Source organism: Sphingobium sp. BHU LFT2, assembly GCF_018604485.1.
GTDB classification, from domain to species: domain Bacteria; phylum Pseudomonadota; class Alphaproteobacteria; order Sphingomonadales; family Sphingomonadaceae; genus Sphingobium; species Sphingobium yanoikuyae_A.
The window spans coordinates 41,822-56,051 of sequence record NZ_JAFCGW010000021.1 but is presented as its reverse complement, the minus strand read 5'-3'; the positions used below and the strand labels follow the sequence as shown (position 1 = coordinate 56,051).

Genomic DNA, 14,230 nt, shown 5'->3' with positions numbered 1-14,230 from the left:
TCCATATAGCCTTCCTGGTTCTGGCCCAGGCCGTAATAATGCTCGTCCAGCGGCGCGTCGAAGCTGGCGCCGACCTTGAAGGTCTTCTCGCCATTGACCGTCACGGGCGCCATTTCCCAGCCGGTCATCTTGGTGAGGACGGTGCCGCTGGCGTCCTTCACCGACAGGCTGACAGGCGGCAGGGCCGGGGCGAAATAGCGCTGCATCTGGGTCGGCGCGCCGGGCCAGGGCTGGGCATCGATGGTCAGCGAGATCGCCGAGGAGGTGAAGATGTCGCCGGTCGCGTCGCTGCTATGGGTCCAGCCGCTGGCATCGGCCTTGGCATTGGGGCCTTCGCCCGGTGCCGCCTGCGCCAGGTCGGGATCCATCGCGATGGTGACGCGCACGATATTGGGGGCATAGGGTTCGATCGCGACCCGGCTGCCATTGCGATCCAGCAGCGCCATCGGCGCGGCCAGTGCCGGTGCGGCGATGGCGATGCAGGATGCACCCAATGCGATCCCGGCCAGTCTTGCCTTGAAGCCCTTTGCGATCATCCCAGTCATTCCCTGTACTTGCATTAAACCAGACCCCGGCCGTCGATGCGGACGGCGGGGACGAAATCGATGCCGTGCGGCATGGTGAAGTGGAGGCCCGCGCCATCCTGACGGAAGGCAAGCTGGCCGCCGCCGAGCAGCGTCACCCGCTCGATTGTGCCAGTCCCTTGGCCGCGCGCCAGTGAGCGGATGGTCGTAGATCCGGCCGGCTTGCCCAGGAACAGCGCATAGAGCGCGCCCTTGTTGGTGGTGAAGCGGATGTCCTGCGCGGTGAAGGGCTTGGCCTTCTCCTCATTCTGCATGCCCACGATCGCCTGGGTCGGCCCTTCGCCATAGCGCTTCCACGGCCGCGAACCGAAGATCGCCTCGCCGCCATGCACCATCCATCCGGCCATCGCGTCCAGGATCTTCTCCGCCTCGCTGTCGATGGAGCCGTCGCCGGGCTGCGGGATGGACAGCATCAGATTGCCGTTCTTCGACACGACATCGGCCAGCCGCTGGATCACCTGCTCGGCGCTCTTGTAGCTTTTGTCGGTCAGGCGGGCGATATTGTAGAACCAGTCGCCGATGCAGGTATCGGTCTGCCAGGGCTCGTCCCAGATATGGTCGGTATAGCCGCGCTCGACATCCTGGACGATGCCGAACCGGGCATAGGGTTTCAACTGCTTGCCGGTCATGACCACGTCGATCTTGCCGTGCCATTCGATCGACCGGTTATAATAGTCCGCCGCCGCTTCCAGCCCTACGGGACCGAAGGGCAGTTCATGATCGTCCATATAGACCATGTCGGGCTTGTATTTCGCCACCAGGTCGGTCTGGCGCAGCAGCCAGCGGGTGACATAGGCCGGATCATCCTTCGGCCCGGTCTCGATCCACTGGCCGTTATTCGCGTCGTGCCACTTGTCCATCGCCTCGATCGTGTCGATGCCGTCGGGCAGCACGGCATGGCCGCCGGTATAGAGTTCGCGGGGGTCGAGGCCGTCCCACCATTGGCCCTTGCCGTCTTCCTTGCGCAGCCGGAACGCGTCGTAACGCACGCCCTTCTGCGGGCCGACCGGATCATAGCCATAGGCGGGCTGATACCAGTGCCAGGCATGGGCGGCATGGTTCGACACGCCGAATTTCAGGCCGGCCTTGCGCGCCGCCTTTTCCCAGATGCCGACGATGTCCTTCTTCGGCCCGACGCGCAGGCTGTTCCAGGCATGATAGCGGCTGTCATAGCAATCGAGATTGTCGTGATGGCAGGCCAGCGCCATGAAATATTTCGCGCCGGCCTTCTGATATTTGGCCATCAGCGCATCGGGATCCCACTTGTCGGCGGTCCACAGATTCTGGATGTCCTTCATCCCCGCGACCGACGGATGGCCGTAGGTCTTGAGGTGGTGCTCGTACATCGGGTGGCCCTGCATATACATGAAGCGGCCATACCAGTCTCCCTGCGCCGGCACCGATTGCGGCCCCCAGTGCGACCACATGCCCAGCTTCGCGTCGCGGAACCAGTCGGGATAGCGGTAATTGTCGACCAGCGAGGGCCAGCTTGCCTGCACCGGGCCTTTGGCGGTGCCCATCGGGCTGGCCGCGCGGGCAGCATTGGCCAGGCCCAGCGCAGCCGCGCCCGCCAGGAAGGATCGGCGTCCGAAATCCTGCATCACTTTTCCCCCAAAGTCTTGGCGATCGCGGCCTCGGCCAGCGGACGCATGATGGCATAGCCTTCCCTGGTCGGATGGACGCCGTCGCTCGACAGGCCCGGCTTCATCGCGCCATCGGGCTGCGCCATCGCCTTGTGATAGTCGACGAAGGTGAACCCATTGGCGCGGGCATAGTCGGCCAGCCACTTATTGATCGCGGCGACCTGCGGCGCGGGCGTCATGCCGGGACTCCAGGGGAAGGCGGCGGCGGGCGGGACGGAGGCGATGATGACCTTGATGCCGTGCGCGCGGGCGAGGTCGGCCATGGTCTGGATATTGCCCAGCACCGTTTCCATCGTCGCCGCACCGGTATTGCCGGCGATGTCGTTGGTCATCGCCATGATGTGGACCGCCTGCGGCTTCAGCGCGATCACGTCATTGCGGAAGCGCACCAGCATCTGCTGCGTCGTCTGGCCGCTGATGCCGCGATCGACCAGCCCGTTCTGGAACATGGTCGGGTCCAGGTTGATCCAGTTGTCGGTGATGGAATCGCCCATGAAGACGACCCGCACTTTCTGGCCCTCGATTGCCTTGTTGGCGGCGGCATAGCGGCACAGCTGCCCGAAATCGCGGGTCAGCATGTGCAGGTTCCACAGTTTCCAGCCTGCCTCGTCGCTCGGCTTTTCATGGGTGGGGCAGGGATCGGCGACGATGCCGACCGGATCATTGGCATGGGGATCGCCCGGCACCTTGGTTTCGGCGAGGGCCGGCGCGGCCAGCGCCACCGCGCAGGCAGCGGCGAGAAGGGGGGCGGTGAAACGCAGCATCGTCGTCCTCATTTCCTTGTTCCTAGCGCCTGCGCGATCGCCCTGGCGGCGATCGGCGCCATCACGGCATAGCCAGTGTCCAGCGGATGCACGCCGTCCTGGGTAAAGGCGGCGGCCATCAGGCCATTCTGGTCGACCATCGCGGCATGATAATCGGCAAAGACATGGTCGTGTTGTGCGCAATAGGCGCGCAGCCACTGGTTGAGCGCGACCAGTTCGGCCGGCTTGCGCTCCGCCACCACATCCTTCGCCGCATCCGTGTAGTTGTTGACCGGCAGGATCGATCCGAACACGACCCTGATATGATGGGCGGTGGCGATGTCGGCCATCGCTTCCCAATTGGCCTCGATCTGTTCAGGTGTTTCCTGCTGCAGGAAGCCCTGGACATCATTGATGCCCGACAGGATCACCACCACCTTCGGCTTCAGCGCCACGACATCCTGATGGAAGCGCAGCAGCATCTGCGCCGTCACCTGGCTGCCGATGCCGCGATTGACATAGGGCTTGCCGGGGAAGCTGGCGGCGAGGTTCCAGCGATCGGTGATGGAATCGCCCAGGAACACGACGCGCTGCTCGCCATCCTTCGGCGCAGGCAGGGCAGCATTGGCCGGGGCGTAAAGATAGCGTTCGCCAAAATCCTGCATCAGGCTGGGCACCAGTTTCGCGCGGAACGGGCCAAGCCATGGCCCCCAATCCTTTTCCGCGACGGTGCGGCGTTCGGGCGCGCTTTGATAGGAGTCCGGTGCCGCGGACGCAGCGCTGGCGACAAGCGCGAGCAGACCTATCGACAGCGCTGTCTTCATTGCGCCAGCAATCCCTGCTTGGCGGCGAATGTCATGAATAGGCCGGGCCAGGCCGACGCCTGCATCGTCTTGGGCAGGCGCGTGCCGAAACCATGGCCGCCATCCTCGAAGATATGGAGCGCGACCGGCCGCTTTGCGGCTTCCATCGCCTGGAACAGGGCGATGCTGTTGGCCGGCGGCACCAGCCCGTCGTCGCTGGCATGGACCAGGAAGATGGGCGACGTATCGGCGTCCACCCGCATCTCCACCGATCGCGCCCGGCGCATGTCGGCGCTGGCGCCTTCACCCAGCAGCATGTCGCGCGACCCGCCATGGGTGAAGGGCGCGTCGAGGCTGACCACCGGATAGATGAGGCCGGCGACATCGGGGCGCGCGCTTTCGCGATCGGCGGCATCGACCGGGGCATAGACGCGCTCGCCATGCCGCGTCGCCAGCGATCCCGCCAGATGGCCGCCGGCCGAAAAGCCGAGCACGCCGACCCGGCCCTTGTCGACAGCGAAATTGACAGCCCGCGCGCGGATCAGCCGCATCGCGCGCTGGGCATCCTGCAACGGCACATCCTGCCGCTGCGCCCAGCCTTCGCCGGGCAGGCGATAGAGCAGGATGAAGGCGGTGATGCCCCGGTCGTTGAGCCAGGCGGCCTGGCTCGTGCCTTCATTGTCGTAGGACAGGAAGCCATAACCGCCGCCCGGCACGACCAGCATCGCCGCGCCATTGGGGCGGGCAGGGCGGCGCACCACCAGCACCGGGCGGGCGATCCCCGTCACCCAGCGATCGGGCTTGGACGGGTCTTTCGACTGGTCGTCGATCTTGCGGACGATCCGCGCGCCCGTGTTGCCGGGCGGCGGGCCGGGCCATAGTTCGATCACCTCGTCGGCCGTCGTCGTCTGCGCGGCGGCAAGGCCGGGCAGGGCGGCAAGGCCGGCGGCGGCGATCAGCGCGGTGCGGCGATCCAGCAGGGTCATTGATCCTCCTCCATAGCGGTGGCGCGGGACGGCGCATCCTTGATCGGCGACATGGCCGCGCCGATCGCCTGCGCAGCGCCGCGCACCCGATCATTGCACTGCTCGATGCTCGCCCGGTTGGCGGCGCCGTCGACGAAGGGCATGGTCAGCGATGCGCGGGCGACCCCGCCGACCAGGATCGGCGCCGACAGGTCGGTGATGCCGGTCAGCATCGGGCTGGGTGACACCGCGCCGCCCGCCGCGACGGCGGCGTCCAGCCGCGCGACCAGATCGCCTTCCTCCAATTGCGGATCGCTGGCCCGGATGTCCTTCAGCATCGCCTCGCGATTTTCGGGCGACTGGAAGGCGAGCAGGATGCGGCCGGAATTGGAGCGATGCAGCGGTCGGCGATAGCCCACGCGCACGGCAAAGCCGGACAGGCCCGGCGCCTCGATCGCGATGATGACGACCATTTCCGCGCCCGACACCACCGCCATATGACAGCTTTGCCCGGCCTGCCGCGCCAGTTCCTGCATCACCGGCAGGGCGGTCGAGGCAAGATCGCGAATCGGCGGCTGGCTCATGCCCAGGGTGAACAGCCGGTTGGTCAGGCGATAGCCATCCTCGGCGCGGGCGATATAGCCATGTTCCTCCAGTACCTGGAGCATGCGGAAAATCTCGCTGACCGACCGGCCGAGCGCGGCGGAAATGTCGGACATGATCAGCGGCTCGCTGGAACCGGCCAGAAGCTCCAGAATTTCCAGCCCTTTCTTCAGGGCCGGCGCTTGGTAGCGCGCCTTGCCTTCCATCCCGATCCCCTCACCAATCGGGCGCTATCTCGCCTTTGGTAGCGCCATCATCTGTTGGTCCTTCCCTACACACCATCTACAGGTGAAATCAATTTTTATATTTCACAAATTGGAAACGGAGAGTAATAGGGCGCCGCGTTGGTATCGCTCCCAATAGGGAAATATCACGGCAGGGGAATATGTTTTTGCCGCGGCATCGCGGCGCCGAATCGATCAGTGCTCCGACCAGGGGCCAGGGGAGAGGAAGGGACCAAATGTTCAAGAATTTTAACGTGCCGTCGCGTGCGGAATTGCTCGCCGGTATCTCGCTCGCCAGCGTCATGCTGGGGTGCAGCGTGCAGGCGTACGCCCAGGATGTGGCTGCGGAACAGTCGAGCGATGCTCCTGCGTCCGAAGATGGCATCGTTGTCACCGGTGTCCGCGCCAGCCTTTCCAGCGCCCAGTCGATCAAGCGCAACAGCGACGTGATCGTCGACTCGATCGTCGCCGAAGACATTGGCAAGCTGCCCGACCGGAACGTCGCCGAAGCGCTGCAGCGCATCACCGGCATCCAGGTCCAGCGCCAATATGGCGAAGGCAGCTCGGTCGCGATCCGCGGCCTGACCCAGGTCCGCACCGAACTCAACGGCCGCGACATCTTCACCGCCTCGGGCGCCAACCAGCTGAACCTGGAGGACATCCCGTCCGAACTGCTGTCGGGCATCGACGTCTACAAGAACCCGTCGGCCGACCTGATCGAGGATCAGCTCTCGGGCACGATCAACTTCCGCACCCGCAAGCCGTTCGACTTCGATGGCCTGAAGGTCGCCGCCACCGCGACCCAGAGCTATTTCGACCTGACCGACAAGTTCAAGCCTTCGGCCTCGCTGATGGTCAGCGACCGCTGGGACACCGGCATCGGTGAAATCGGTATCCTCGCCAGCGTCTCCTTCCAGAAGACCGCCTTCCGTCAGGACACGATCTCGACCGAGCCCTTCTACACGCTCGATCCGACCAACGCGACCGACGCCGAAGTGCTGGCGAGCCTGGGCCGCACCGGCCAGACCACGACCCTGCCGCATGGTACCGGTATCGGCGAAGTCTATGGCGATCGTCGTCGCCTCGGCACCGATGTCGCGCTCCAGTGGCGCCCCAGCGACACGCTGGAGCTGACCGCCGAAGTCTTCCGTTCGGACTATAAGTTCCGTTTCGACGACTATAGCTTCTTCGCCTACAGCTCGGGCAGCGCGATCATTCCGCAGCCGGGCGCTGCCTTCACCTATGCCGACAATGGCGATTTCGAGAGCGGCACCTTCATCGACGTGCCGGTCGGCAACAACACCAGCGCCCAGACCCGTCATTCGACCACGACGGACTATTCGCTGAACCTGAAGTGGAAGCCGGTCGACAATCTGACGATCACCGCCGACGGCCAGTATGTCGATGCCAAGACCAAGAATCTGCGCTCGATCTTCGGCCTGAACGGCGTTGCCGACACCCTCTATCAGGATATTTCCGGTTCGGTCCCGGTCGTGAACATCGGTTCGGAAACCGGCCTCACCAACCCGGCGACCTACACCAGCGCCTTCTATCTCGATAACCTCAATGAATCGAAGGCGTCGGACAAGACCGCGCGCCTCGACGCCGAATATCGCTTCGATGCCGGCATCCTGTCGTCGATCAAGGCCGGCTTCCGCTATGCCGACCGCAAGAACCGCACGATCGACACCGGCTATCGCTATACCGGCCTGTCGGGCATCCCCAGCGAACTGGAAACGGTTGACCTGGGCGACTTCTTCCGTGGCGACGCCGACCTGTTCGGCAACATCATCGCCTTCAACCGCGGCATCATCCGCAACTATCAGAACACGCTCGACACGCTGGGCATTGCCAGCGCGCCAGCCTATACCCAGAGCGGCACCAACCAGCAGCGGCAGAAGACCTTCACCGGCTATGCCACCGCCTTCTTCAAGGCCGATCCGATCGACGGCAATATCGGCGTCCGCGTGGTCCGCACCAATCTCGACGTGTCGGGCTATTATCAGCAGACCCCGATCGTGCTGGACGAAAATGGCAATGAAGTCAGCGGCCCGACCGTATTCAACCCGATCGCCGTGTCCCAGGATTATACCTCGGTCCTGCCGAGCCTGAACCTGCGCGTCCACCTGACCGACAATCTGCAGCTGCGTTTCGCCGCCGCGAAGAACATCTCGCGTCCGACCTTCACGCAGCTCAACCCCAGCCTGACGATCAGCGAACCGGGCGCCGCGCAGCAGGATCAGATCCACACGGCCAGCGGCGGCAACCCGTATCTGAAGCCGATGAAGTCGGACAATCTGGATGCGACGGTGGAATGGTATTTCTCGCGGACCGGCTCGCTGACCGCAGCGGCCTTCTACAAGAATATCAAGAACTACATCCAGACCGCCGTGTCCTATCGCGACGTCACCTTCGACAATGGCAACAGCTATGAATATGAAGTGACGTCCTACAACAATGTCGCCAAGGGCAAGGTGAAGGGCTTCGAACTCGCCTATCAGCAGTTCTTCGACTTCCTGCCCGGTCCGTTCGACGGCCTCGGCATGCAGGCGAACTTCACCTATGTGGACTCGCAGGCACCGTCGCCCGCCACCAGCGGCCCGGTCACCAACGTTCCGCTCGAACTGCTGTCGAAATATAATTACAATATCGTCGGCATCTACGAGAAGGGCGGCCTGTCGGCCCGCGTTGCCTATAACTGGCGCAGCAAATATGTCGTGACCACGGCGGGCAACGGCACCGGCAGCCTGCCGGTGTTCAACAAGCCCTTCGGTCAGCTCGACGCGTCGATCAGCTATAATGTGACGCCGCAGTTCGCGCTGGCGCTGGACGGGACCAACCTGACCAACACCCGTCGTGCGACCTATTTCGGCATCGACAGCCGTCCGCGTGACGTGGTGGTCAATGACCGTCGCATCAGCCTGACGGCCCGGATCACCTACTGATCCGCATGGGAGGCGTATAACCTCCCCCGACTGCGCAGGCCCGATCCCAACAGGGACGGGCCTGCCATGTTCGCCAATAGAGAGGATGGGTGATGCAGGCAGATGCCAGGGTAGACAGACAGGAAGATAGCGGCGCCACAAAGATGGCGGTCATGCTGACGATCGGCCTCTTCTTCCTCTGGGGCCTTGCCAATAATCTCAACGACGTGCTGATCGCCCATTTCCGGCACGCCTTCGCCCTTTCGGACTTCGCCTCGGGCCTGGTCCAGTCGGCCTTTTATCTGGGCTATTTCTGCTTCGCCATTCCTGCCGCGCTGACGGCGCAGCGTTTCGGCTACAAGGCGACGGTGATCCTGGGCCTGCTGCTGTTCGGGCTCGGCGCCTTGCTGTTCCTGCCGGCCTCCGCCGCGGTCAGCTATCCCTTCTTCCTGTTCGCCCTGTTCGTGATCGCCAGTGGCCTGGCTTTCCTCGAAACCGCCGCCAACCCGATGGTCGCGGTGCTGGGCGATGCCGCCGGTGCCGCCCGCCGCCTCAATCTCGCCCAGGCGTTCAATCCGCTCGGCTCGATCACCGGCGTGGCGCTCGGCGCGACGCTGATCCTGTCCGATGCCCCGGCACAGGGCGCCGCTGCTGCCTCGGCCGTGCGCCTGCCCTATCTGCTGATCGCGCTGGTCGTGCTGGCCTGGGCGGCCTTGCTCGCGCGCACGCCTTTCCCGAAGGCGGCGGTGGAGGGCCATGCCGGCGCCGCCTCGCCGCTGGCCGGCTATCGCCAGTTGCTGCGTCGCCCGCGCTATCTGGCCGGGGTCGCCGCCCAATTCTTCTATGTCGGCGCGCAGGTCGGCATCTGGAGCTATCTCATCCGCTATGCGCAGGCCGCGCTGCCGGGCATCACCGCCCAGCATGCCGCCTGGCTGCTGACCCTGTCGCTCGGCCTGTTCATGGCCGGCCGCTTTGCCGGCGCGGCGCTGCTCTCCCGCTTCGATGGTGCGCGGCTGATGCGGCTGTTCGCGCTCGTCAATCTCGGCCTCGCACTGGTCGGCTCGGTCTGGCTCGGCCTGCCCGGCGTCGTCGCGCTGGTGGCCGCCAGCTTCTTCATGTCGATCATGTATCCGACCATCTTCGTCCTCTCGCTCGACGGGCTCGGCCCGCTGACCAAGCCGGGCGCATCGATGATCGTCATGGCCATCATCGGCGGCGCGGTGCTGACCGCGGTCATGGGCCTGATTTCCGACATGGCCGGCACGATCAACGCCGCAATGCTGGTGCCCGCGCTCTGCTTCCTGGTGGTCGCGGCCTATGCCCATCGCATGCGCGGCAAGGGTGGGGCGGCATGATCGACGCCCATGTCCATCTCTGGCAGCTCGGCCGCAACGATTGCACATGGCCCGGTGCCGACCTGCCGGCGATCCATCGCGACTATGGGCTGGATGATCTGCTCGCGCAGCTCGATGCCAACAAGGTCGATGCCGCGATCCTGGTGCAGAGCCAGGAATCGGACGCCGACACCCATTGGCTGCTCTCGCTGGCGGCCGAAACCGATCGCATCGCCGGCGTCGTCGGCTGGGTCGATCTTACGGGAGACGTCGCCGCTCGCGTCGCCGCGCTGCAGGTCGCCGGCCCACTGGTCGGCATCCGCCCGATGATGCAGGGCCGCGCGCCCGACTGTTTCGACGATCCGGAACTGGCACCCGGCTTCGCGGCGCTGGCCCGCGAAGGCCTGGTGCTCGACGCGCTGGTGCGGCCGCAGCATCTTGCCTCGCTCGCCCGGCTGGCCCAGCGCCAGCCCGACCTCAGCATCATCATCGACCATGCCGCCAAGCCGCTCGTCGGCGACACGATCCCGGCCGACTGGCGCGCCGCCATGGCCGATCTCGCCGCCTGCCCCAATGTCGCCTGCAAGCTGTCGGGCCTGCTGACAGAGCTGGCGCCGGGAGCAGGGGAGGGCGCCGCCGCTCCCTTCATCGCCGAACTGGTTGCCCTGTTCGGCCCGGATCGCCTGCTCTGGGGCAGCGACTGGCCGGTGCTGACCCTCGCGTCCGATTATGCCGCCTGGTTCGACCTCGCCCGCGCATTGGTGCCGGTCGCGGCGCATCGCGCCATCTTCGCCGACAATGCCGCGCGTCTCTATCGCGTCACGCAGGGAGCCGCCGCATGATCGATTTCCCGACCCTGGGCATGGGCACCGCGCCCATCGGCAATCTCTATCGCGTCGTCAGCGATGCGGAGGCGCGCGCCACCCTCGACGCCGCCTTTGCCGCCGGCATCGCCTATTTCGACACCGCCCCCCATTATGGCTTTGGCCTTGCCGAACGGCGGCTGGGCGCGGCGCTTGCCGACCATGACCCGCAGGGCAGGGCGCGGGTCTCGACCAAGGTCGGCCGCCTGCTGCGCCCCACCGACGCGCAAGGCGAACGCCATGGCTTCGTCGATGCCGACCCGTTCGAGCCGCATTTCGATTATGGCCATGACGCCGTGCTGCGCTCCTTCGAGAGCAGCCAGAAGCGCCTGCGCCGCGACCGCATCGACCTGCTGCTCGCCCATGATATCGGTCGCCTGACCCATGGCGACGCGCATGAGGATCATCTCGCCGCCTTTCTCGACGGCGGCTATCGGGCGATGCGCGACCTCAAAGACGCCGGCGCGATCGGCGCGATCGGCATCGGCGTCAACGAGGTCGCGATCTGCCACGACCTGCTCGACCGGGTGGAGCTGGACGCGATCCTGATCGCCGGCCGCTACACCTTGCTCGATCGCGGCGCGGAGGAACTGCTCGACCGTTGCGCCAGCGCCGATGTGCGGGTCATCGTCGGCGGTCCCTATAATAGCGGCATCCTCGCCCGCGATCTCAGCGGCCCGCTCCATTTCGACTATGTCGCCCCGGACGCGGCGATCCTCGCCCGCGCCCATGCCATGGCGGCGCTCTGCCGCGACGCCGGCGTCGCGCTGCCCGCCGCTGCGCTGCAATTTCCGCTGCGCCACCCGCAGGTCATGGCCGTGATCCCCGGCCTGGTCGGCGCGGATCAGGTCCATGACACGATCGCCCGCCTCGGCGCCGTTCTCCCCGACACGCTCTGGCCGGCGCTCGACGCCGCCGCCCGTGCCCATCCTCTTGCCAAGGCCCACAGCCATGCTTGAACATGACAGCCGCCTCATCCTGCTGCACCCTAACGACAATGTGCTGATCTGCGTCAGCGCGATCGAAGCGGGCGATATCCTGTCCGTCGCGGGTGGCACCATCCCCGCGCGCGAAGGCATCGCGATCGGCCACAAGATCGCCCGCGTGGCGCTGGCGCAGGGCGACAAGGTCATCAAATATGGCGCGCCGATCGGCTCGATGACCGCGCCCGTCGTCGCCGGCCAATGGGTCCATATGCACAATATGAAGAGCGATTATATCAGCAGCCACACCCGCACCGCGCTGGAGCAGGGCGCATGATCCAGGGCTGGCTCCGATCCGACGGGCGCAAGGGCATCCGCAATGTCGTCGCCGTCGCCTATCTGGTGGAATGCGCGCACCATGTCGCGCGCCGCATCGTCGACAAGGCCGATGATCCCGATGTTCAATTGATCGGCTTCCCCGGCTGCTATCCCAACGCCTATGCAGCCAAGGTGATGGAGGCGATCGCGACCCATCCCAATGTCGGCGGCCTCGTCATCGTCTCGCTCGGTTGCGAAAGCTTCAACCGGGAGAAATTGCGCGCCGTCGTGGAGGCCAGCGGCCGCCCGGCCGAATTGCTGGTGATCCAGGAGAAGGGCGGCACCGCCGCCACCATCGCCGCCGGGCTGGAAGCGGTCGAACGGGTGCGGGCGCAGATCGCGTCGGTCGAGCGCGTGCCGATGGGCGTGGAAGAACTGGTTGTCGCCACCATCTGCGGCGGGTCGGACGGCACCAGCGGCATCACCGCCAATCCGGCGGTCGGCCGCGCCTTCGACCGGCTAGTGGCGGAAGGGGCAGCCTGCATCTTCGAGGAGACCGGCGAACTGGTCGGCTGCGAGAAGATCATGGCCGACCGCGCCGCCACGCCCGAACTCGCCGCGGCGATCGAGGCCTGCGTGCAGAAGGCGGAGGCCTATTATACCGTCATGGGCTTTGGCAGCTTCGCGCCGGGCAATGCCGAAGGCGGCCTCACCACCCAGGAGGAAAAATCCATGGGCGCCTACAGCAAGTCGGGCAGCTCGCGGATCGACGGCATATTGAAGCCGGGTGATATTCCCCCGATGGGCGGCCTCTATCTGCTCGACGTAGTGCCCGATGGCGAACCGCGCTTCGGCTTCCCCAATATCTCCGACAATGCCGAGATCGTGGAGCTGATTGCCTGTGGCGCGCATGTCACCCTGTTCACCACCGGGCGCGGATCGGTGGTTGGATCGGCGATCTCGCCGGTGATCAAGATCTGCGCCAATCCCGAAACCGGCCGCCGCCTGGCCGCCGACATGGACGTCAATGCCGGCCGCATCCTGGAGGGGGAAGCGACCCTCGATCAGGTCGGCCAGGAAATCTATGATGCCATCCTCGCCGTCGCGGCGGGCGACCGCAGCCTTTCCGAACAACTGGGCCATCAGGAGTTTATTTTGACCTACAAGGCTTTCGATCCCATCGGTCCCGAATGTCTGCCGATGGTGGCGCGCGCATGAGCGCCCCGCAGAACGGCCGCCTCGCCGGCAAGACCGCGCTCATCACCGCCGCCGCCCGCGGCATCGGTCGCGCCTCGGTCGAGCGTTTCGTGGCGGAGGGCGCCCGCGTCTTCGCCACCGACCGCGATCTCGACGCGCTTGACGGGCTGGAGGGCTGCGAGCGGCTCGCCCTCGACGTGACCGACGGCGCCGCCGTGCGCGCCCTGGCCGCTGACATCGGCCCGATCGACATCCTCGCCAACATTGCCGGCGTCGTCCATGCCGGCAATATCCTGGAATGCAGCCAGTCCGACTGGGACTTTGCCGTCGCGCTCAACATGACCGCCCAATATCACACCATCTCGGCCTTCCTGCCGGGCATGGTGGAAAAGGGCGCGGGCGCGATCGTCAACATGTCCTCCATCGCCAGCTCGGTGAAGGGCATCCCCAACCGCTTTGCCTATGGCGCGACCAAGGCGGGCGTGATCGGCCTGACCAAGGCGGTCGCCGCCGATTTCGTCGGACAGGGCATTCGCTGCAACTGCATCTGCCCCGGCACCGTCGACACGCCTTCGCTGCAGCAGCGGCTGCACGACACCGGCGATTATGAAGCCGCCCAGGCCGCCTTCGTCGCGCGCCAGCCGATGGGACGCCTCGGCAAGGCGGAGGAGATTGCCGGCCTGGTCCTCTATCTCGCCAGCGACGATGCCGCCTTCACCACCGGCGCGGTCCATGTGATCGACGGCGGCTGGGTGATGTGATGCGTCATGTGTTGTTGATCGACCTGGCTGACGATGCGGCTGCCATCGCCCAATATGAGGCATGGCATGCGTCCGGCGCGCTGCCGCCGGCCATCGGCGCCAGCATCCGCGCTGCGGATGTCCGGGCGATGGACATCTATCGCAGCGGCAACCGGCTGGTCATGCTGATGGAGACCGGCCCGGATTTCGACCCGGCGGCCAAGGCGGCGGCCGACGCCGCCGATCCGGCGGTGCAGGCCTGGGAAGCGCAGATGGACGGCGTCCAGCGGCCCTTGTCCTGGTCCGTCCCCGGCGCCAAATGGACCACCGCCACCCGCATATTTTCCCTAGACGAACAGCCCTGAG

13 protein-coding genes and 1 pseudogene are annotated in these 14,230 nt (G+C 65.7%); 8 read left to right on the top strand and 6 right to left on the bottom strand.

What is annotated here, in order from left to right; all coding sequences use genetic code 11:
• From JQK15_RS23780 to JQK15_RS23755, 6 genes and pseudogenes are all read right to left on the bottom strand, one after another.
• Positions 1–536 (bottom strand): annotated as a pseudogene (locus JQK15_RS23780) (alpha-glucosidase); the annotation flags it as partial.
• A gap of 23 nt (positions 537–559) precedes the next feature.
• The gene (locus tag JQK15_RS23775; RefSeq protein WP_017500715.1) at positions 560–2,185 is read right to left on the bottom strand and encodes an alpha-L-fucosidase; all 1,626 of its coding nucleotides are present in this window, start codon (positions 2,183–2,185) and stop codon (positions 560–562) included.
• Positions 2,185–2,991 carry an SGNH/GDSL hydrolase family protein gene (locus JQK15_RS23770; protein WP_214868642.1) on the bottom strand — a complete coding sequence of 269 codons (807 nt, stop codon included), beginning with the start codon at positions 2,989–2,991 and terminating at the stop codon, positions 2,185–2,187. Before JQK15_RS23770 ends, JQK15_RS23775 begins: the two co-directional genes overlap by 1 nt.
• Positions 2,992–2,999: 8 nt before the next feature.
• Positions 3,000–3,794, bottom strand: a complete 795-nt coding sequence (locus tag JQK15_RS23765; RefSeq protein WP_214868640.1) for a GDSL-type esterase/lipase family protein — start codon at positions 3,792–3,794, stop codon at positions 3,000–3,002.
• On the bottom strand, positions 3,791–4,759 hold the full coding sequence (locus tag JQK15_RS23760) for an alpha/beta hydrolase (RefSeq protein ID WP_214868638.1): 969 nt from the start codon (positions 4,757–4,759) through the stop codon (positions 3,791–3,793). Before JQK15_RS23760 ends, JQK15_RS23765 begins: the two co-directional genes overlap by 4 nt.
• Positions 4,756–5,547 carry an IclR family transcriptional regulator gene (locus JQK15_RS23755; protein WP_214868636.1) on the bottom strand — a complete coding sequence of 264 codons (792 nt, stop codon included), beginning with the start codon at positions 5,545–5,547 and terminating at the stop codon, positions 4,756–4,758. Before JQK15_RS23755 ends, JQK15_RS23760 begins: the two co-directional genes overlap by 4 nt.
• 254 nt (positions 5,548–5,801) lie before the next feature.
• Between JQK15_RS23755 and JQK15_RS23750 the strand changes: the two genes are divergently transcribed.
• The 8 genes from JQK15_RS23750 (at position 5,802) to JQK15_RS23715 (ending at position 14,229) form a co-directional block, all read left to right on the top strand.
• On the top strand, positions 5,802–8,510 hold the full coding sequence (locus tag JQK15_RS23750; RefSeq protein WP_214868634.1) for a TonB-dependent receptor: 2,709 nt from the start codon (positions 5,802–5,804) through the stop codon (positions 8,508–8,510).
• A gap of 92 nt (positions 8,511–8,602) precedes the next feature.
• Positions 8,603–9,844 carry an L-fucose:H+ symporter permease gene (fucP, locus tag JQK15_RS23745; RefSeq protein WP_214868632.1) on the top strand — a complete coding sequence of 414 codons (1,242 nt, stop codon included), beginning with the start codon at positions 8,603–8,605 and terminating at the stop codon, positions 9,842–9,844.
• Complete coding sequence (locus tag JQK15_RS23740) at positions 9,841–10,665, top strand: amidohydrolase family protein (protein WP_214868620.1); 825 nt, start codon at positions 9,841–9,843, stop codon at positions 10,663–10,665. Before fucP ends, JQK15_RS23740 begins: the two co-directional genes overlap by 4 nt.
• Positions 10,662–11,645 (top strand): aldo/keto reductase, encoded by a 984-nt coding sequence (locus JQK15_RS23735; protein ID WP_214868618.1) that lies wholly within the window; start codon positions 10,662–10,664, stop codon positions 11,643–11,645. Before JQK15_RS23740 ends, JQK15_RS23735 begins: the two co-directional genes overlap by 4 nt.
• Positions 11,638–11,946, top strand: a complete 309-nt coding sequence (locus tag JQK15_RS23730; RefSeq protein WP_214868616.1) for a UxaA family hydrolase — start codon at positions 11,638–11,640, stop codon at positions 11,944–11,946. The genes JQK15_RS23735 and JQK15_RS23730 overlap by 8 nt, the downstream gene beginning before the upstream one ends.
• Positions 11,943–13,145 (top strand): UxaA family hydrolase, encoded by a 1,203-nt coding sequence (locus JQK15_RS23725; protein WP_010338260.1) that lies wholly within the window; start codon positions 11,943–11,945, stop codon positions 13,143–13,145. Before JQK15_RS23730 ends, JQK15_RS23725 begins: the two co-directional genes overlap by 4 nt.
• Complete coding sequence (locus JQK15_RS23720; RefSeq protein ID WP_214868614.1) at positions 13,118–13,885, top strand: SDR family oxidoreductase; 768 nt, start codon at positions 13,118–13,120, stop codon at positions 13,883–13,885. The genes JQK15_RS23725 and JQK15_RS23720 overlap by 28 nt, the downstream gene beginning before the upstream one ends.
• Entirely contained in the window at positions 13,885–14,229 is a 345-nt protein-coding gene (locus JQK15_RS23715) for an L-rhamnose mutarotase (protein ID WP_214868612.1), read from the top strand. The genes JQK15_RS23720 and JQK15_RS23715 overlap by 1 nt, the downstream gene beginning before the upstream one ends.
• The last annotated feature ends 1 nt before the right edge of the window (position 14,230 follow it).

Bases quoted from the DNA above. Each gene is read 5' to 3' on its own strand.
- JQK15_RS23775 (WP_017500715.1), bottom strand. From the start codon at position 2,185: ATGCAGGATTTCGGACGCCGATCCTTCCTGGCGGGCGCGGCTGCGCTG.
- JQK15_RS23770 (WP_214868642.1), bottom strand. From the start codon at position 2,991: ATGCTGCGTTTCACCGCCCCCCTTCTCGCCGCTGCCTGCGCGGTGGCG.
- JQK15_RS23765 (WP_214868640.1), bottom strand. From the start codon at position 3,794: ATGAAGACAGCGCTGTCGATAGGTCTGCTCGCGCTTGTCGCCAGCGCT.
- JQK15_RS23760 (WP_214868638.1), bottom strand. From the start codon at position 4,759: ATGACCCTGCTGGATCGCCGCACCGCGCTGATCGCCGCCGCCGGCCTT.
- JQK15_RS23755 (WP_214868636.1), bottom strand. From the start codon at position 5,547: ATGGAAGGCAAGGCGCGCTACCAAGCGCCGGCCCTGAAGAAAGGGCTG.
- JQK15_RS23750 (WP_214868634.1), top strand. From the start codon at position 5,802: ATGTTCAAGAATTTTAACGTGCCGTCGCGTGCGGAATTGCTCGCCGGT.
- fucP (WP_214868632.1), top strand. From the start codon at position 8,603: ATGCAGGCAGATGCCAGGGTAGACAGACAGGAAGATAGCGGCGCCACA.
- JQK15_RS23740 (WP_214868620.1), top strand. From the start codon at position 9,841: ATGATCGACGCCCATGTCCATCTCTGGCAGCTCGGCCGCAACGATTGC.
- JQK15_RS23735 (WP_214868618.1), top strand. From the start codon at position 10,662: ATGATCGATTTCCCGACCCTGGGCATGGGCACCGCGCCCATCGGCAAT.
- JQK15_RS23730 (WP_214868616.1), top strand. From the start codon at position 11,638: ATGCTTGAACATGACAGCCGCCTCATCCTGCTGCACCCTAACGACAAT.
- JQK15_RS23725 (WP_010338260.1), top strand. From the start codon at position 11,943: ATGATCCAGGGCTGGCTCCGATCCGACGGGCGCAAGGGCATCCGCAAT.
- JQK15_RS23720 (WP_214868614.1), top strand. From the start codon at position 13,118: ATGTCTGCCGATGGTGGCGCGCGCATGAGCGCCCCGCAGAACGGCCGC.
- JQK15_RS23715 (WP_214868612.1), top strand. From the start codon at position 13,885: ATGCGTCATGTGTTGTTGATCGACCTGGCTGACGATGCGGCTGCCATC.